The 18,356-nt window shown below is 52.2% G+C and carries 14 protein-coding genes; 5 read left to right on the forward strand and 9 right to left on the reverse strand.

Going from position 1 to position 18,356, the window contains the following annotated elements:
- Positions 1-46 precede the first annotated feature (46 nt).
- From C6Y40_RS01290 to C6Y40_RS01320, 7 genes are all read right to left on the reverse strand, one after another.
- The gene (locus C6Y40_RS01290; protein ID WP_105932961.1) at positions 47-2,515 is read right to left on the reverse strand and encodes a glycoside hydrolase family 9 protein; all 2,469 of its coding nucleotides are present in this window, start codon (positions 2,513-2,515) and stop codon (positions 47-49) included.
- 166 nt (positions 2,516-2,681) lie between these two features.
- Complete coding sequence (locus C6Y40_RS01295; protein WP_240621810.1) at positions 2,682-3,677, reverse strand: aldo/keto reductase; 996 nt, start codon at positions 3,675-3,677, stop codon at positions 2,682-2,684.
- Positions 3,678-3,726: 49 nt separating this feature from the next.
- Positions 3,727-5,226, reverse strand: a complete 1,500-nt coding sequence (locus C6Y40_RS01300) for a tryptophan halogenase family protein (protein ID WP_105932962.1) — start codon at positions 5,224-5,226, stop codon at positions 3,727-3,729.
- Positions 5,227-5,233: 7 nt separating this feature from the next.
- Positions 5,234-6,268: a cupin-like domain-containing protein gene (locus tag C6Y40_RS01305; protein ID WP_105932963.1), complete on the reverse strand. Its 1,035-nt coding sequence runs from the start codon at positions 6,266-6,268 to the stop codon at positions 5,234-5,236.
- Positions 6,261-7,034, reverse strand: a complete 774-nt coding sequence (locus C6Y40_RS01310) for a SapC family protein (protein WP_105932964.1) — start codon at positions 7,032-7,034, stop codon at positions 6,261-6,263. The genes C6Y40_RS01305 and C6Y40_RS01310 overlap by 8 nt, the downstream gene beginning before the upstream one ends.
- Positions 7,035-7,096: 62 nt before the next feature.
- Positions 7,097-10,162, reverse strand: coding sequence for a TonB-dependent receptor (locus C6Y40_RS01315; RefSeq protein WP_105932965.1), 3,066 nt, complete (start codon positions 10,160-10,162; stop codon positions 7,097-7,099).
- 406 nt (positions 10,163-10,568) lie between these two features.
- Entirely contained in the window at positions 10,569-11,756 is a 1,188-nt protein-coding gene (locus C6Y40_RS01320) for a LysR family transcriptional regulator (RefSeq protein ID WP_105932966.1), read from the reverse strand.
- Between the two features lie 127 nt (positions 11,757-11,883).
- Here C6Y40_RS01320 and C6Y40_RS01325 point away from each other — a divergent pair, with 127 nt between their 5' ends.
- Genes C6Y40_RS01325 through C6Y40_RS01335 form a run of 3 tightly spaced genes read left to right on the forward strand, consistent with a single transcriptional unit; the run spans position 11,884 to position 14,728 of the window.
- The gene (locus C6Y40_RS01325) at positions 11,884-12,588 is read left to right on the forward strand and encodes a 4-carboxy-4-hydroxy-2-oxoadipate aldolase/oxaloacetate decarboxylase (RefSeq protein WP_105932967.1); all 705 of its coding nucleotides are present in this window, start codon (positions 11,884-11,886) and stop codon (positions 12,586-12,588) included.
- Entirely contained in the window at positions 12,585-13,688 is a 1,104-nt protein-coding gene (locus C6Y40_RS01330) for a 4-oxalomesaconate tautomerase (RefSeq protein ID WP_240621811.1), read from the forward strand. The genes C6Y40_RS01325 and C6Y40_RS01330 overlap by 4 nt, the downstream gene beginning before the upstream one ends.
- 17 nt (positions 13,689-13,705) lie before the next feature.
- On the forward strand, positions 13,706-14,728 hold the full coding sequence (locus tag C6Y40_RS01335) for an amidohydrolase family protein (protein ID WP_105932968.1): 1,023 nt from the start codon (positions 13,706-13,708) through the stop codon (positions 14,726-14,728).
- Positions 14,729-14,775: 47 nt separating this feature from the next.
- Here C6Y40_RS01335 and C6Y40_RS01340 read toward each other — a convergent pair whose 3' ends face one another.
- Complete coding sequence (locus C6Y40_RS01340) at positions 14,776-15,495, reverse strand: NYN domain-containing protein (RefSeq protein ID WP_105932969.1); 720 nt, start codon at positions 15,493-15,495, stop codon at positions 14,776-14,778.
- Positions 15,496-15,785: 290 nt separating this feature from the next.
- Between C6Y40_RS01340 and C6Y40_RS01345 the strand changes: the two genes are divergently transcribed.
- Positions 15,786-17,186, forward strand: a complete 1,401-nt coding sequence (locus C6Y40_RS01345; protein ID WP_205664730.1) for an FGGY-family carbohydrate kinase — start codon at positions 15,786-15,788, stop codon at positions 17,184-17,186.
- A 111-nt stretch (positions 17,187-17,297) separates the two neighbouring features.
- Positions 17,298-18,083 carry a DeoR/GlpR family DNA-binding transcription regulator gene (locus tag C6Y40_RS01350; protein ID WP_105932976.1) on the forward strand — a complete coding sequence of 262 codons (786 nt, stop codon included), beginning with the start codon at positions 17,298-17,300 and terminating at the stop codon, positions 18,081-18,083.
- A 56-nt stretch (positions 18,084-18,139) separates the two neighbouring features.
- Here C6Y40_RS01350 and C6Y40_RS24890 read toward each other — a convergent pair.
- A partial coding sequence (locus tag C6Y40_RS24890; RefSeq protein WP_420836918.1) for a transposase occupies positions 18,140-18,356 on the reverse strand: 217 nt, incomplete at its 5' end.

Consider the following 18,356-nt stretch of genomic DNA (forward strand, 5'->3'; position numbering starts at 1 on the left):
CATAAGTCAGTTCACCCATCCCGGGTGAACTGACTTTCTTGCCAGACTAGCGCTCTGCCAGCGCAAGAGCAGCATTCACAGTAAACAGATAAAGCCCGCCTACGTTGATCACATACTCATTTTCGCCCCACAGGAACGGCCAGTTTTCTTTGTTCTCCGGCAAGTCCGGCTTCAGAATTAATACCCCCGGTACGATGGCACCACTGATAAACGAGTAGTCTGCCCGGTTCATACCATACGCCACCTTTTTCGAAACCGTACCGACATTAGAAACAAAGGAAATGTCGGAGTCCGGGTGGGTGCCGTACAGGTAGTCGAGAGAGCGGTAAATTAACTCAGAATCGAATAAATCAGGAAAGGCAGTGTGGAGGTAGTACTGGGTAATTGCCATCTGCAAAACAGTGGCATTGCCCGCCCAGCCGTATTCGGTAATGGTGACACCGAACGGGTTTTTGCTGGTGGCGGCTTCAAGCGCTGGTTTATATTGCTGTGCCGCCCGGCGAATGCGCTGTGCATAAGCCTTGTCCATGTGCGGTAGAGCGCGAATAGCAATCACCGCCGCACGATTGAATTCCCCTTCGATATAGGGCAGTAAGTCTTTTACTGCGCGCTGGTATTTTTTGTCGCCGGTGGTAATCAGCAGCTCTACTGCAGCTTTGAGTTTTTCCTCTTCCAGACCACCGCCGGTGGTATTGCCCACCTTAAATATGTCCGGTGCATGGCCCGCTTCCTCCTGCCAAGCGGCAATAGCGGTGTCGCGGCATTCGGCCGCCAGGGCAGGATTATAGTCGGCCAGTGCCCGACTCGCTGCGGCCAGTGCTGCCATAGAGCCGTAGTTAAGCGGGGTGGATTTACTGGTAAACGCCCAGCGGTCGTCAAATACGCCGCTGCGAGTGCCATCCGATTCGGTATCACTCATGGCCGGATCGTAGATCAGATTGTCGGTCATGGTGAGGCCGTCGCCAAGGTGAGTATATTGGCTTAAATCGGGCACGATAATGCCAGGAATAGCGTGGCCTACGGCTTTATACTGCGCCAGCAATGCCAGACTGCCGTGCTCTATTTGCTGTAACAGATCGGGCTTGCCGTCCGGCACATGAATATCCACATATTTGCGTTCGTAATCAACCAGCGTGGTATCACGGGTCAGGCCAAATTCTTCCCAGGTCTGCACCAGTGAGGTAATGGTGTGATACTGCGTTTGCGTGCGGATATCGTAATCGCCGGCATCATACCAGCCGCCTACATTTAGCCCTGGAATATGCTCGCCCGGTTCGTAGGGTGTATCGGTAGTGGGCCCCTGAGCATATAAATCAAAGTGGGTGTGATTTACCGGTGCCTGCAAAGCATCATCCAGGTGAGAGGCGCCATGCCACACCCGGTAGGCCTCGTTGATCAGCATGTGATCCATCTGTACCGGGAAATAGTGGTCGAGGGTAGGGTGCCAGGCGTTATCCAGCACCGAGGCATCAATCGAAAATGGCGCGGTGGTGGTTTCGCCATAGCGCAGCTGGTACACACCGCTGGTGGTGACATCGCTGAAATCAAACACCGCATACTGATAGCGGGTGTAGTTGTCGTGCTTTTCAGGCTGGCGCTTTTTAACGGTGGTTGTGGTCCCGTCGGGATTCACCCGTAATAACTCGGCATCGCCGGACAGTGTGGCTCTGGCATCCAGCTCGATGACTGCGCGCTTGGTTTGTTGCGGCAGATAACCTACCTGTGAATGGCCAATAACCGGAGCACGTAACCAGTTGTCATCGGTACTGGCCGTTAGCTGCCATTTCGCCAGCGTACCGCTTTTACCGGCAGGCAGCAGACCTCGCACCACATACCAGCCATTCTGGGCCTTAGCACGCCCGTCATAAAGTGCCAGAGGCAATGATTCTGACTTGACGGACACCCGTTTCTGCGGGCTTTCCGGAGCGAGTACCAGGTGTTGGCCGGTAGCCAGTGGTTGTGGCTCATGCTCGCCGATGATTTCTTTTACGCCAGTGGGGTAGAGCGGGAAGCTGCCGGGTTTGCCGTCGGCCAGAAAGCTGGTTTCCATATAGGTGGCTGGTAAGAATTCCATATTGAAGCCGGCTTTACCTTCCAGAGCGGGCGGTAGCGGGTTGGGCGACGACAGGGTAATTTCAACGCCGTTGTTGATGGGCCTGGCGGTAATGGTGTAGGTAAAATCATACTCCGGATACGCGAGAGTGGCGCTGATGGTACCCGATGCCTGATCGACTTTGCGCTCCACAAAGGTGGGAATGGGATCCCACTGTTCAGGCGTGGCACTGAGCCTCACATCGCCATTGGTTGCGGTGCGCTCGCCAAAATGAATCAGCTCAACACCACTAATTTTGGAATCACCAAATAAACCGTTGTACCAGTTGCTGAACACAACCACATCCAGACTCGGCTGGCTGAAATACTGCTTATCATTAAGCTTAGGGGTAGCCGCCAGGGTGATTGTTGATGCAGTGGCAAAGGCGCCGGCAATGGCGACAGCAAGAAGTGGTTTTAGCACGCAGTCTCTCCGTTTTTAATTGTAAACAAAAGGTTATCAATCTGGCGGGCAATTAAAATTACGGTATCGGTTATCGCTATTGTGATTTCATCATTTGAGAGGGGTGGAAAAAAGCGAGTCAGTGACTGCAATGGGAGAGCATGCCACTGACTGCAAAAAAGGTGGGTTAAACCTCGCAGCGAATGAGTGGCTCTATATCTTTTATATAGAACGCAAACAGGGCGTTATGCAATTCTTCATCGAGCGGCGGTACACCGGCGATGGCAGCATTTTGCGTTACCTGTCTGGCAGAGCTGGCGCCAGGAATAATGGCCGACACGGCCGGATGATCGAGGATCCAGCGCATGGCAAATTGCGCCATGTTGAGTGACGCCGGTTTAAAGTCTTCCAACTGCTTAACCAGTGCCAGACCTTTATTGAACTCGATACCGCTGAAGGTTTCGCCCACGCTGAAGGCATCGCCGTCTTTATTAAAGTTGCGGTGATCGCTGTCGGCAAACCGGGTGTGCTGATCAAACTTACCGGTTAACATGCCACTGGCCAGCGGCAGACGTACGATAATGCCCACCCGTTGGGCTGCGGCCTGTTCCAGCAACTCGGTGACCGGGCGCTGGCGCATCAGGTTAAAAATGATTTGCAGTGAGGTCAGGTCGGCATGCTGCAAACAAATGTGCGCTTCGCGCAGGGTTTCCACACTGGCGCCGAAATGCTGTATATGGCCTTCCTGCTGAACTTCACGGAGCCAGTCAAAAATAGCGCCTTCGCTGAGTATTTGCTCCGGGATACAGTGCAGTTGCAGTAAGTCCAGGCTGTCCCGCTGTAATCGGTCCTGGGCGCGTTTTACTGAGTCGCGCAGGTTCTGCAGGGAATAACCATCCGGGTAGGTGCCTTCGCCGCGGCCATATTTGGTGGCGATTACCGCACTAGGTGCAATCGCTGCCAGTACTTCGCCCACGTAGCTCTCACTCTGCCCGGCGCCATAGACATCGGCGGTATCGAAAAACGTAATGCCGTCGGCAACGGCTTGTTCGAGTATGGCTTTTGCCGTGGGCTCGTCAATGGGGCCGAAGTCGCCACCCAGCTGCCAGCAGCCCAAGCCGACTTCACTGACTGCAAGCCCGGATGCGCCAAGCACACGTGATGGGATGGATTTAACTGACATTGAATCTCCTTTTGGTACTTCGGTAAATGTGTGCTTTATACGGTATCACTCACAAAAGGGCCTCGGCCTTTTGTGGTGTGGCGCAGTAGCGGCGTATAAAGTCTTCATGAGCGGGCAACTGAGCGACGGCCTGAAGCACTCGCTGGCGTTGCTGCTGCATAGACTGATTAAGTTGTGCATCCGACAGCATGGCGGCAGCCGGATGGTGATAATCCGGCGTTACGCCCTGGCCCAGCATTACCTGCGCCCAGGAGTCTACCCGGAACAGTTCGTTCTGCTTCTGGAAGGCATGCGCCTGCTCTTTAAATAAGGCAATGCGCGTTTGCAGAGAGTCTGGGACAGTCATGTTTTTACAGTGCTCCCAAAACGGGCTGTCGTCGCGCTGGGTGACGTGATAATGCAGAATAATAAAGTCGCGAATGCGTTCCAGCTCCAGTTGGGTTTGCTGGTTGTATTCGTCTGTCAGCGCCTGATAATTGCCGCCGTGAGGAAACAACTGCATAAACCGGGTGATCCCCATAATCACCAGATGAATACTGGTGGACTCCAGCGGCTCCACAAAGCCACTGGCCAGGCCCAGAGCCAGGCAGTTGCGATGCCAGGCTTTGTTACGTCGGCCGGTTTTAAAACGCAGGGTTCTGGGTGTGGTAATCGCTTCGCCCTTAACGTTTTGCATAAGCTGTTCGCTGGCTTCGTTGTCATCCATAAACGCGCTACTGTAAACGTTGCCATTGCCGGTGCGGTGCTGCAGCGGAATTTCCCACTGCCAACCGGCATGATGCGCGGCAGAGCGGGTAAAGGGCGCGGCTGGCTCCGTGCTGGTGGTTTGTACGGCACAGGCGCTGTCACAGAGTAACCAGTGCGACCAGTCTTCGTAACCGGTGTGCAGGGTTTCCTCAATTAGCAGCCCTTTAAAGCCGGTGCAATCGATAAAAAAGTCACCTTCGATCAGCTCGCCACTGGCCAGTCTGAGCGCTTTAATATCGCCATTATCGTGTTGCAGAACCTGGCTGATAACCCCATCGCAATGGGTAACGCCGAGGTTGCTGCAAAAGCGCTTTAGAAACGCTACGTAATTGCCAGCATCCAGGTGATAGGCATACTGAATATTGCTTTGCGCTGAGGTGGCAAATTTGTGCTGACGAGCGGCTTCGAGCTCAAAGCAATAGTCACCGTAGTCGCCTTCCAGCCCGCGGGCTTTGGCGCTCAGATAAAAGTGCACAAACTCGGCCAGCCAGCTTTGCTGACCGGTCATACCAAAAGAGTGAATGTACTGCTCACCAATGCGCCCCCAGTTTTCAAACCGGATGCCAAGCTTAAAAGTGGCGGCGGTGGCGCGCATAAACGCCTGCTCGTCTATTTGCAGCAATTTATGAAACGTACGTAAAGGTGGAATGGTCGCTTCTCCCACTCCAATGGTGCCAATTGTGCTGGATTCCACCAGTCTGATATTAACCAGTGGCCCCATTTTGCGGGCCAGCGCTACGGCGGCTATCCATCCTGCGGTGCCGCCGCCGGCTATTACTATTTGTTTGGGTGGTGTTGTCATGAGCGGGTTACTTATTTAACTGATTGATAATAATAGCGCGTAAACGCCGGGCGGTGACTTCGTCTATGTTGCCTAGTACGCCTTTACCTGACTCGGGTAAATGCGCCTGGGGCAAGTTGCTATCGCCAAACACGTAATAATCGAACAACGCCTTAAAAGCCGCTTTCTCACGCTCGGGCCTGTCGCGAATGGCCAGCATGGCATGGAACAGTGCCGGCATGCCAGAGCCGGCCAGCGATGGTGCCTGCGACCACCAGTAATTCACCAGTACGTTAAAATCGCTCAGGCCTTCTACCTGATGCCACCACATACTGGGAATGAAAATCCCGTCACCGGGCGCCAGCTCGGCGATCTGCGCATGCTTAAGGGCTTCAGCAAAACGCGGGTAACGAGTAAAGTCCGGCTGATGAAAGTCCACCATGCTGATAACCTGGCCGCCTGGCGTGCGTTCTACCGGACCGGGATACAGATTGGCTATTTGCTCCGGCGGAAAGACGATAATTCTACGCCGCCCGGCCACACAGCAGGCAATGTTTTCCATATTGTCGAAATGGCAGGACGCCAGCGACCGGTTGCCCACCCAGATACTCACCAAAGGATCGTATTCCGCATCGGGGTTTAGCTGCGCTGGCTGGCTAAAACGCACGGCATCCTTAAGACCCGGAAAAAACTTATCCAGTGGTGCCGACGCCATATAAAGCGACTCATCCTGGGATTCTCCGGCGAGTTCATCTAAAAACGCATCGACCCGGCCGGTGACACTCTGGTAATTCAGCGAGCTGGCATCTTCGGTATAGAAATAGCGGCCGTTAATGCTGGCCGGCGCCCGGTAAATCATCGATGGCCGGCCATTATAAAAAGGTTTCAGATAGGCGGCAGCACCGGCGGGGCCTGATGCTGACTGGCGGGTAAGCGCCCAGTCTTCAGCGATACCGCGTAAGACAACCGGTTGGGCAGCCTCAGCCAGCGTCTCTGCAGCAGGCGCACTCGCCGCAGCCAACTCCTTCACCGTGGTGCTAATGGTCGACAGACTATCAGGCATAGGCCCGCAGCTCCTGATGTATGCGGATGTTTTTCAGGTCTATAAGGGTCTGGAGGTTATTCAGTGATGTCATCGCCAGATACAGCCCTTGCAGGTAATTGTGCTGATGCAGGGTGTGTAAATCGGTGGCTGAAAGGGCTGCGACTTTCTCCTCGCTGACAGCAAAATGGCCACCGAGAGTGTGTTTGGAGCCATCAACCAGCTCAATGTCTACAGTCATAGGCTCCAGTAACCCCATAGAGTGCCACATACTCACCATGTCACTGGTGACCTGTACGCCGTTATGGATCACCGCCAGTATTGAACTGATGCGGTTTAAGTAGTCGGAGTTACCGCCCTTGGGTAAAAACAGCGGTTTGCCCTGCTCGGTAGAAAGTTTGGGATGGCTGGCATCCACATGGACCATCACCTGATTACCATTTTCATGCAGACCAATGGCAAAAGGGCCGCGGGCGACTGTGGCCGGCACATAGTCTGCCGCCCAGCCAGACTGTTGACGCAGGGCCTGGTAGCTTTCTGGCAGTGTTTCGTTGAGAAACAGGTTTTCGCCGGCTTCCAGCCCGAGTAACGCCACCATGGTAAAATCGCTGGTGGTTTTATCGGTGGGATAGAACAGTACCGGATAGTGTTTGATGACGTTGGCCAGTTCGGTAGCGAACACCGGAACAGATGCAACATTGTCGCCGAAGTTGGCGCTGTAGTGGGGGATGACACGCAGATCTTTGTGCGTGACATTATCGAGCAGGGTGTAATTGTTATTGTGCATTGCTTACCTTTTTTAAACGTAAGAAGGCCACCGAAGTGGCCTTGTGTTACTTAAAACGGTGATCAGAAGGTGTACCGGGCGCCTAACTGGTAGCGCGCACCGAGGTCTTCGAGATACCACAACTGGTTAGCGGTTCGGCCATGTTCGCGGCTGTTTTCGCCGGTAATGTTGATGCCTTCCACAAATACCGTAAGGTTGTCGTTAACGGCGTAACTGACGTTAGCATCCAGCTGATAATAGTCCTCAATATAGGCCGGGTTGTTAGACCCTTTGTAGTTAGCCCGGTTGAGGAATTCATCACGCCAGTTGAGGGCGAAACGTGCCGTCCAGCCGTAGTTCTCGTACAGTAATACCAGGTTGGCTGTGTCACTCAGGCCGGTCAGGGCAAACTGCGAGACATTCGGGTTGCCGGTATTATCGAAACCTATGTCACCACGCACGATGGTGTAGTTAGCCTGCACACCAAAGCCGGTTTCACCAAAGAAGTGCTGTACCGCCAGTTCGGCACCGTACAGTTTGGCTTCCTTGTTGTTTTGTGGATACGAGGTACGGAATACCAGCTCCGGATCGCCTTGCTGCGGGATAAGATCCCATCCCGGAGTTTCACCTAACTGCAGAATTTGTTCGGCAGAACCGGTGTAGTCATCGGCACCGTTAGGGAACGCCTCAGGGTGTTCAAGCAATACCATCATCGCAAACAACGAGGTATCGTCTACCGCAAAGCCGCGGTCGCGAAGGGCCTGGGCAGCGGCGATAGCACGCGGGCCTGAGGTCTGGTCCTGAATACCAAAGAAGGTTCTGTCCTGCTGGCCGGTACCAATAAAGTTGGCAACGCGTTTTTCAAAGAAACCAAAAGACGCGTAACTGCTGTCGTCGTAGTAGTACTCGAACGACAGGTCGAAGTTATCCGACTCCAGCGGTAACAGCCCCGGGTTGGAAGACGACGCCGTCGCTCTGGCCCCATTGATAGTTGAGCCGGTTAAACCAAAGCCACTGGGCGAAACCCGCAGTGAGCCGTAGCCAGCACGGGCAATGGTTTTACTGTACGAGAAACGGGCTTTAACGTCGTCGGTCAGCATGATGTCAAAATCAAGGCTGGGCAGCAGGTTGTCGTAATCCGCGTCAACAGACAGCGGCTGTGCTGAGGTTGACGGATCGGTATACAACGCGAAGTCGTTGTTGTTTTCCCAGATCAGGTAGCTTGGTGGCGTCACCAGAGAGGTGGACTCCACATCGGTGGTTTCGTAGCGCATACCGGCCAGCACGTTAATGGGCATATCGTTCCATTCAGCTTCAATGTGCACCTGGAAGTAGGCCGCCATGGTGTCTTCCTTCACCGTGTCATTATTGGAAAACACGCTGCTGACACCAAAGAAGTTAGCATCTGACGGGTACAGGGCAATGCCTTCCCGCGCCAGCGCTACCGGATCGGCAATAAAACCGATGCCCTGGCTTTCGCCGATGTCGTAGTCATCAAACAGGCCGCCCACATTGATTTGTTCCAGCAGGCCATCAGAGAACTCGCCCGGGTTGGCAATACCCCAGTTACCTAATGTCATGTTGTCACCGGCAGTCTGGCGGGCATTCATTTCCATTGCGCGGCCTTCGGCACCAAATTGGAACTTGCCGTTATCCATGTAATAAGTACCGTCAAACTTAAACTGAGTGATCTCGGTAACCTGAGATGCGTGACGGAAGCGCAGAATGGATGAGCCCACATCGCCGGCATCAACTGTCCCGTTGTTATTGCCCCGTAAGGAGTCGTCGTAAACGTTGCGGTAGCTGGGCAGTTCGCTGTCGTACCACCATTCCCGAGAGGCCACCGAAGGTGCGCCTATGCCCACGGCAATTTCGCCGGTTGCCAGGTTGTCGCTGGGGCCGCTGGGTAAGCTTTCCATTTTGGAGTTATGTACGTCGAAGTTCAGCGAAAGCGCATCGCTTACGTGGTACACCACATTAAAGCCAAGCGAGTTCAGGGTGTTGGTTTGTTCACGATACTGTTGCTCGTAACCTTCATCCACGGTGCCGTTATAGTTCTCGGCTATGTAGATAGGCGTGGCCACCGGGCCATCATCAAAGATAACGCTGGTGACGTTAGAACCGTTTTGTACCCAGTTAGTGATTTCGCCGCGATGTTCGGTGATTTCGTTTTCGGCAAATACATAGTCCAGCGTGGCGGTAATGTTGTCGGTGGGCGCGTATTGCATGGTGATTTGGGCGTTAGTCCGATCCCGTTGAGTATCGGAAAAGGCGTAACGTAAATCGTTTGGACGAGCGTACAATTGCCCGGCCTCCGGCGTATTCTGATAAATCGACATGTCGGCATTGTTAAACAGCGTATCCGGGTCGTTAGGATCGCCCCAGGTACCAATGTTCCAGTCGTTTACCGTAGCACCGGCGTAACCCGAATCACGCTGTTGTACCACTGCTGCCACATTCACCCCGAAAGTGGCCTCTTCGTTGGTCCAGTTCATCAGGCCTGAAAGTTCTGGTGTAATGTCGTCACCGGCGCGGTTCGTAGTGTCGTGTACGGCTTTGGCGCCCACTGTGGCGCTAAAGCCCGGATTATCCAGCGGTCGTGCGGTAATGATGTTGATGGTGGCACCAATCCCGCCGGTAGCGATATTGGCCTTACTGGTTTTATACACCTCTACGGCGCGAACACCGTCTGATGCCAGGTTACCAAAGTTAAACGCGCGGGTACCGCCACCACGGGTAGTGCCGTCGGCGCCACTGCCGCCGCCGTAGGTTTGAGCGGCAGGCATCATACGGCCGTTGAGGGTGATCATGTTATTCTCACCACCAAAACCGCGCACGGTGACTTCGTTACCTTCACCGTTGGAGCGGCTGATGGATACGCCGGTAATGCGCTGTAACGACTCTGCCAGGTTAGTATCCGGGAATTTACCAATGTCTTCAGCGGAAATCGCGTCGACTACGCCGACTGAATTTTGTTTGATGGATGCTGCTTCGGTAAGACTGGACTTCAGGCCGGTAACCTCAATCACCTCAACCAGGTCATCATCCGGTGTCTGCTGCGCCATCGCCGGTAACATTACGCTGGTGCCAAGCAGCAGCGATATGCTTTGCGTCAGTATCGTTTTCTTATACGGAAATTTAGATTTCATGTGTGCCCCGTTAATTTTCCTTAATCACTTGTTTACGACTTCCTTGCGTTGCTCCTGGCTATTCGGACCATTTAGTGGCGTCATTGCCGGACGCAAGCGTAAACAAACTGTTAACGAATGGTAACGAGGTGGTTTTTTGCGGCTATTATTTTTTTTCACAACGTAGTAGCTATTAATCGCGCTATGAGCCTTTAACTGCGAAGCTTGATCGTCAGACTCTTCTTTTTGCGATGTAGCGATAAGTCACAAGCTAGTGTTAAAAAGTCGCGGAGGTACCGGTTACAATGTTGCCTTGAAAGCGTCGATTCGGCTGGAGTTACTGCAATGAACGCAGCGAAAAAACAAAGTCCGAGCTGGGTGTAATCTTGCCAGGGGCGGTTCCACAACGTATCCGGTATGCGCAAGCTTAACAGGTAGATTGTTCCAGAATGGTCAGAAAACTGGCCTGCAATCGGGTAGGTGTCCAGCCTTTACGGACTGTATAGCCAATTTGCCTGGCCGGATCGCGAAGTGCTAACGGGCTTACTGCGAGTAAGCCCGCTTCAACATCTACCTCAACTTGTCTGGCTGGCAATAAGGCGGCGCGGTCGCTGTTAATGAGCAAGCCCCGGGTGGCAACTAAAGAGCTGCACTCAATAATGTCACCTGGCACGGGTAAATTCATCGAACCAAACAGATCTTTAAATATGGCTCTGGCTGGCGTACCGGTTTTAGGCACTACCCATTTGAGTGATGACCAGTCGTTACTGTTAAGTGCGGGCTGAGAAGCCAGCGGGTGGCCATTCCTAAAAACCAGCGATAAATTGTCATCGAACAGATGATGCTGAGTAATTTCATCACTGAGTGGGGGAAAGCGCAGTGCACCAATTAAAATATCAATCTGACCGTGCAACAGGGCATGAAGCTGTTCCTCATAAGGGCCATCCACAATACTGATGTGCGCCTGCGGCGCAACCTCGGTTAGTTTAAGCACGGCATTGGGGATAATACTGGTGCGGGTTAACGGCAGACTGCCCAGTTTAAGTGAACCGTGTCCAGAACCTGCCAGCTCCTGTAATTCATCCAGCCCCTGTTGCAGCTCCGCAAAGTACAGCCCGGCCAAACGGCTTAACTGACGTGCCCGCCAGGTGGCCTCGACTCCTGTAGGAGAGCGGGTAAACAAACTCTGTGAACACAGGGTTTCAAGTTCTTTTATGGTCCGGTGCAGGGTGGGCTGGGTTAAGCCCATGACCCGTGATGCTGCCGTGTAACTTTGGTGTTCAACCACCTGAATTAAGGCAGCCAGCTGGCGGGCACTAATACCACGCAGAAAGATTAACCGGGCAGTGCGATCGGCACTAAAAAGCGTGTTGGCGAAGTACTCTATGTACGCAAAACCACGTTCAAAACGGTTTAAAAAGACTTCACCCTGAGGGGTGACAAACATACCTGTCGTTGCCCGCGTGAATAACGGTACGCCAATAGACTTTTCCAGTTTTCGAATGCTCTGGGTAAGCGCCGACTGGGTCAGGTGAACATGTCTGGCCGCCTCGGAGAGATTAGCATGCTTGCGTATCTCCAGCGCGCAGAACAGGTGTCGGATATTAAATTGCACAGTATGTCTCTTTGGCGTTTTTTATCATTATAGAAAATCCTAATGGACTTTTACATCTTTCTAAACGGAATTTCAGCGCTGTCGGGCGCATACTGATTTCATCAGAAATAACTTCATCGAGGCTGTTATGGCGGTATGTGTTACCGGGTGTCCACGCCCAGCAAAGCAAACAATCGAAAATTACGCAGGGGCCGAAGCGGCCACAGTGCACGAGGCTCAGGGGCGCAAAGGGCTGATGGCGGAATACATGACGCCTATTTATAAGCCGGCGAAAATTGCCGGGCCAGCGGTGACCTGCCAGGTAGCGCCGGGCGATAACTGGATGATCCACGTGGCGGTTGAACAGTGTCAGGCAGGGGATGTGCTGGTGGTGGTGCCAACCAGTCCGTGCAATGATGGCTTCTTTGGCGATCTACTGGCCACATCTTTAAAAGCCCGCGGCGTGCAAGGACTGGTGATTGCTGGTGGCGTAAGAGATACCGCCACATTGGAAGAAATGGGTTTTCCGGTGTGGTCGAAAGCCATTTATTCCCAGGGCACGGTAAAAGAAACCATTGCCAGCGTAAATGTGCCGGTGGTGTGTGCCGGTGCGCTGGTAAACCCAGGTGATATGGTGGTTGCCGACGAAGATGGCGTAGTGGTGGTTGCCCGTGAGGAAGCCGACGAAGTACACGAAAAAGTGCTTAAAAGGGTAGCCAACGAAGAGTCTAAGCGAGTGCGCCTGGCTAACGGTGAGCTTGGGCTCGATATCTACAATATGCGCGAGCGTCTGGCCGAGAAAGGCCTGCGTTATGTGACTTACGAAGAACACACCAACGGTAAAAAAGCGTGAAAGCTATCCCCTGCAGTTTAATGCGCGGCGGTACCTCTAAAGGGCTGTACTTTCAGGCTAAAGATTTACCCGCTGACAGTGCCGTTCGCGATCAGGTTTTGCTGGCGGCAATGGGCTCGCCGGATAGCCGCCAGATTGACGGCGTTGGCGGTGCACACCCGCTTACCAGCAAGGTGGCTATTATCAGTCCATCGAGCCGCGAAGACGCTGATGTGGATTACCTGTTTTTGCAGGTGGTGGTCGACAAGGCTGTAGTCAGTGATGCCCAGAACTGCGGCAATATTCTGGCCGGTGTTGGGCCCTTTGCCATCGACGAAGGGCTGGTAACGGCTGTTGAGGGCGTTACTGACGTGCGCATCCATATGGTAAATACCGGCGCTCTGGCGGTGGCTCAGGTCCAGGTTAAAGACGGCAAATCCGTGTATGAAGGCGACGCCGAAATTGATGGTGTGCCAGGTGGCGCAGCGCCTGTGCTGATAGACTTTCTCGACATTGCCGGCTCCAGCTGTGGGGCTCTATTACCCACTGGTAATGTGACTGACATCTTCGATGGTATAACCGTAACCTGCATCGACAACGGCATGCCGGTAGTGTTGATGAACGCGAGAGACTTTGCCATTACCGGCAACGAACCGCCGGAACAAATAGAAGCCATGGCTGAACTAAAAAGCCGGGTAGAAGCCATTCGATTACAAGCCGGTGAAAAAATGCACCTGGGCGATGTCAGCAGTAAAACAGTACCGAAAATGACCCTGTTGTCGCCTGCTGTAAAAGGTGGGTTGGTGAATACCCGTTCGTTTATCCCCCATCGTGTGCATGATGCTATTGGTGTACTGGCCTCGGTTAGCGTAGCCACCGCCTGTGTTATCGAGGGGGCGGTGGGCAACGAGTATCTGGGCGGGCAGGATACTGGATTTGATGCCCTGCAAATAGAACATCCGACTGGTCAGTTTACCGTTGCTATGGACGTAGATGGTGCTGAGTCTGTCGATACGCTTAACATACGCCGGGCTGCCTTACTCAGAACGGCACGACTGCTGATGCGCGGGGAAGTGATGATCCCTGATAGCGCGTTTACCCCTAACGAAGTGAATGAATAATAAACAAGGCGCATATTATGATTATTGATTGCCACGGCCATTACACCACAGCGCCGGAACCATTACAGTTGTTCCGCGAAGCGCAGTTAAAAGCGTATAAGGATGGCAAAGCATTGCCTGAAGTGCCGCACATCAGTGACGAACAAATTCAGGAAAGTATCGAAAAGAACCAGCTGCGACTGCTGATTGAACGCGGCTCAGATATGACTATTTTTTCACCCCGAGCATCCGCTATGGCCCATCATATTGGTGACGAGGCGGTCTCAAGGCAGTGGACCAGCGCCTGTAACGACCTGATCAAACGGGTTGTAGATCTGTACCCTCAGCATTTCATTGGCGTGTGTCAATTACCGCAGTCGCCTGGCGTGCCGATTAAAAACTCCGTCGCAGAACTGGAGCGGTGCGTAACAGAACTGGGTTTTGTAGGCTGTAACCTCAACCCGGACCCATCCGGTGGTCACTGGACTTCCAAGCCGCTGACCGACAAAAGCTGGTACCCCTTTTATGAAAAGATGGTAGAGCTGGATGTGCCAGCCATGATCCATGTCTCCGGTTCGTGTAACGAAAATTTCCATGCCACCGGCGCCCACTATATGAACGCCGATACCACTGCATTTATGCAGTTATTACAGGGCGACCTGTTCAAAGACTTCCCGGACCTGCGCTTTATTATTCCCCATGGTGGTGGTGCGGTACCTTATCACTGGGGGCGCTATCGCGGCCTGGCAGATATGCTTAAGCAACCGCCGCTGCGGGAGCACCTGATGAAGAATGTATTCTTCGACACCTGTGTTTACCATCAACCAGGTATCGATTTATTGTTTGAAGTGATCGATCTCGACAATATTCTGTTTGGCTCCGAGATGATTGGTGCAGTACGTGGCATCGACCCGGAAACGGGTAACTACTTCGACGACACCAAGCGCTACATTGACGCGCTGGACTTAACCGACGAACAACGTAAACAGGTTTATTCCGGCAATGCACGCCGGGTTTATCCGGGCCTGGATAAAAAGTTAAAAGAGCTTGGCATTGGCTGATAATTAGCCACGGGCACACCGTCAGGACCCAATGGTGTGCCTGTCCTTTATTTTGACGACAGTTTCGCTTTCTTCTTATCACGAACCCAAATTACTGAGCCATTTGTTTTCTTCATTTCGAACAAATCTATGGCCATAAATAAGTCACTGAGCTTTTTAAAGCCATAGTTTCGCTGATCAAAGGATGCGTGGTTAGAAATATGGTTGCCGATAGGGCCCAGTTTGGCCCAACCGTCGTCTTCGCTAACTGCATCGATGGCTTGCCTGAGTAAATTCATTAGCTTTGTATTGCTTTTAAGGTTTCCTTCTGGCTTCTGTAGGAGAGTAGCCTGTTGATTTTCAGTATCCAAGTACAAAAACCTGGAGCAACTATTCACGAATGGTGAGGGGGCTTTACGTTCGCCAAAACCAATTACGAATTTACCATCGGCAAGACATCGGGTAACAAGTGGCGTGAAATCGCAATCCGAAGATACAAGACAAATAGTATCAACGTCTTTGGTGTAAAGGACATCCATGACATCAATCACAAGCGCTATGTCCGTTGCGTTTTTGCCTTTTGTGAGATCGAACTGCTGTATTGGCTGAATAGCATAGTCCAAAAGCAGATCTTCCCAAGGCTTTAGGGTCTGGCTTTTCCAATTGCCGTATGCTTTTCTGATATTAACGACGCCATATCTGGCAAGCTCAGACAGAACTTTATCTATTTTCGCCGCCGGTGCATTATCAGCATCAATAAAAATAGCTATCTTTTCTTTATCTTGCATGTTCTTCCTTTGAACTGTAGTAGGTTTGTCAGACCTAATATTTGTACAATTGTAGCAGCCTCAAACCACCACTACCGTATGATTGGAGAAACCGGAGATTAGTCTTATATAACTAACTATCTGTACGCCGTGACGCCCCTCCCTAAATGTTAAATCCCCTTTTCTTTTTGATTGATATTGATTGAAGATGATTTTTTGTGTAATTTGTTTCAGTATTGTTAACAGGGGATAGTCTAAAAGGCTGTCTTTGCTTTTGCCGTTATGTCGGCCTTGTTCGTTGGGAGCCTCTAATGCTGAACGCCGTTGTGGATATTGGTAAAACTCATATTAAGTTGCTGGTGCTCGAGGATGCTCAGCAGCAGGCTTGCTTTACCAGTAAAAATGCACCGCAGGAGGGGCTTTACCCCCATGCCGACACAGATGCTATCTGGCAATGGTTATGTACCACATTAAGCGCTTATCCGCGCACCGCCGAAATTGCCGCGCTGGTGGTTACCACTCACGGCGCCACGGCGGCGCTGGTGAACCATAACGCAAAAGACCGCAATACAGCACTGGTGCTGCCGATAGTTGATTACGAGTTTGACGGCGTGGAAGAGTGTAATAGCGATTATGCTGGCGTTCGTCCTGATTTTTCTGAAACCCTGTCGCCGCAATTACCTGCAGGGCTTAATCTCGGACGGCAATTGTTCTGGTTACAACATAAGTTTGCTGATGAGTTTGCCAGTGCTACCCATATTCTTATGTACCCGCAATACTGGGCGTGGCGACTGGGCAGCGAGCCGGCCAGTGAAGTAACGTCATTAGGCTGCCATACAGACCTGTGGCAACCGCAGGGGCAGGACTATTCTTCGCTGGTTGACAAGTGTCAGTGGCGAAAGTATTTTCCGCCGTTGCGAAATGCCTGGGACGAGTTGGGTTGCGTGAGTGAGCCAGTGGCTGAGCAAACGGGGTTATCTGCAACCTGTAAACTCTATGCCGGGATTCACGACAGCAATGCGAGCCTGCTGCGATATCTGCCAGCCGATAATGACAGTAACCAGACGCTGAACGTAATTTCCTCCGGCACCTGGACCATTATTATGCAAACGAACCGGTCGGTGGATAATCTGAAAGCGGCCCGGGATACACTGGCCAATGTGGATGTTTTTGGCCGCCCGGTTAATTGTGCTCGCTTTATGGGCGGGCGTGAATACGAAACCATTTGTCAGCTCCTCGGTGGCGATATCAGCATGGGAGCAGAAGTCGAGTCTATTCAGCAGGCTATTGATGAACGCTGGATGGTTACTCCTGATTTTAGTCAGGGCAACGGGCCTTTTGGTCATGCCGAACCGGCTTTACTGTGCCCGGATAAGCCGCCGTCGCCGCAGGCTATTGCAACCTTGTACTGTGCGTTAATGATCGATCAGCGCCTGAACGACCTCAACGCCAGCGGGCCGGTGTACATCGAAGGGGCGTTTTTGAAAAACCCGGTGCTCTGTGAGTTGGTAGCTCAACTTCGGCCCCATCAACCGGTGATGCTCTCCTCGGATAATACCGGCACGGTGATGGGCGCCGCCGCGTTGATGGACTTTAACCACCGGCAGCAACAGGTCACCGACCTTGTGCCTTGCACAACGGCTACCTTTAACCAGCTGGCCCAGTATAAGGCGCAGTGGTACTACGCTATTGCTAGCCGTGCTGCTCAGTAGTAATCGTAATGAATCATCACAATCAATCATATTTTAGCTTTTATGATTGATTGTGAACAAATAGGTGACTATATTATCTCCCTGAACAATATTGATTATAAGGGCAGTATAATGCTTGAAAAGCAGCGTCATCAGCTGATTCTGGACATTCTGGATGAAAGTACCTTTGTTAGCGTGAGAGACTTGTGTAGTCAGCTGGACTCCTCTGAAGCCACTATTCGCCGCGACTTAAACAAGCTGGCTGATGCCAGAAAAATTAAGAAAATTCGTGGTGGCGCGCAGGCGCTCGACGATCGTGCTGTTTCTAATATTAAGATTTCCGGTAACGCCTTTTTAGTCGACAGAGAGCGTAATACCGACACTAAACGCATGATTGCCAAAGCGGCTACCGAACTGTGTGAAGACGGTGAGGCGATTATAATTAACGGTGGCTCTTCAACCTTTATGATGTCAGAGTTTCTGGCTGAAAGGCGGATGAATATCCTCACCAATTCCTTTGTACTGGCCCATGAATTACTGGAAAACAGCCAGAATCAGGTGACCTTGCCTGGCGGCGAGGTGTACCGTAAGCAAAGCATTATTCTCAGTTCCTTTGAAAACGATACCACGCAAAATTATCGCGGCAGCAAAATGTTTATGGGCTCTCCCGGCGTCAGTGAATTCGGCGTAATGGAAACCGATCCGTTATTAATTCTGGCTGAGCAAAAGCTAAGAAAACGGGCTGACAAACTGATTGTACTGGTGGATAGCAGCAAAATAGGCATTAAAGGTAACCTTATCTTCTGCGGGCTGGATGCGGTGGATACCATCATTACCGACAGTAATGCTGATCCGCAGGCACTCGATAAAATTCGCCAACACGGGGTGAATGTTGTGGTGGTACAAGCCTGCGGGTAATCCCCCACACCCATTCAATACCATGTATAGAAGGCCCAGGGCGAGAGCATGAGTGCTCAAATTTCGTTCAACGCTACCAAACCCGCCGCTAACACCTTTTCCAAGTAATCAGTGCTGCCATGCGCACGCTTCTGTTTCCGTGGCACACTCGTTTTTCTGGTTGTCTCCGCACGAAGCATGTTCAAGGCAAGCTTCCTCGCTCCTGACAGTATTTCGGCGGCATTGCCACGATATATCTGGCATTCATCTTCTTTCATTGAGACATCAAGGACC

The organism is Marisediminitalea alba, from assembly GCF_002993365.1.
GTDB classification, from domain to species: Bacteria; Pseudomonadota; Gammaproteobacteria; order Enterobacterales; family Alteromonadaceae; genus Alteromonas; species Alteromonas alba.

What these genes read in the sequence shown, in the direction of transcription:
- C6Y40_RS01310 (WP_105932964.1), bottom strand. Translation starts at nt 7,034, where the DNA reads ATGCACAATAACAATTACACCCTGCTCGATAATGTCACGCACAAAGAT.
- C6Y40_RS01340 (WP_105932969.1), bottom strand. Translation starts at nt 15,495, where the DNA reads ATGCAAGATAAAGAAAAGATAGCTATTTTTATTGATGCTGATAATGCA.
- C6Y40_RS01325 (WP_105932967.1), top strand. Translation starts at nt 11,884, where the DNA reads ATGGCGGTATGTGTTACCGGGTGTCCACGCCCAGCAAAGCAAACAATC.
- C6Y40_RS01305 (WP_105932963.1), bottom strand. Translation starts at nt 6,268, where the DNA reads ATGCCTGATAGTCTGTCGACCATTAGCACCACGGTGAAGGAGTTGGCT.
- C6Y40_RS01315 (WP_105932965.1), bottom strand. Translation starts at nt 10,162, where the DNA reads ATGAAATCTAAATTTCCGTATAAGAAAACGATACTGACGCAAAGCATA.
- C6Y40_RS01350 (WP_105932976.1), top strand. Translation starts at nt 17,298, where the DNA reads ATGCTTGAAAAGCAGCGTCATCAGCTGATTCTGGACATTCTGGATGAA.
- C6Y40_RS01345 (WP_205664730.1), top strand. Translation starts at nt 15,786, where the DNA reads ATGCTGAACGCCGTTGTGGATATTGGTAAAACTCATATTAAGTTGCTG.
- C6Y40_RS01300 (WP_105932962.1), bottom strand. Translation starts at nt 5,226, where the DNA reads ATGACAACACCACCCAAACAAATAGTAATAGCCGGCGGCGGCACCGCA.
- C6Y40_RS01295 (WP_240621810.1), bottom strand. Translation starts at nt 3,677, where the DNA reads ATGTCAGTTAAATCCATCCCATCACGTGTGCTTGGCGCATCCGGGCTT.
- C6Y40_RS01335 (WP_105932968.1), top strand. Translation starts at nt 13,706, where the DNA reads ATGATTATTGATTGCCACGGCCATTACACCACAGCGCCGGAACCATTA.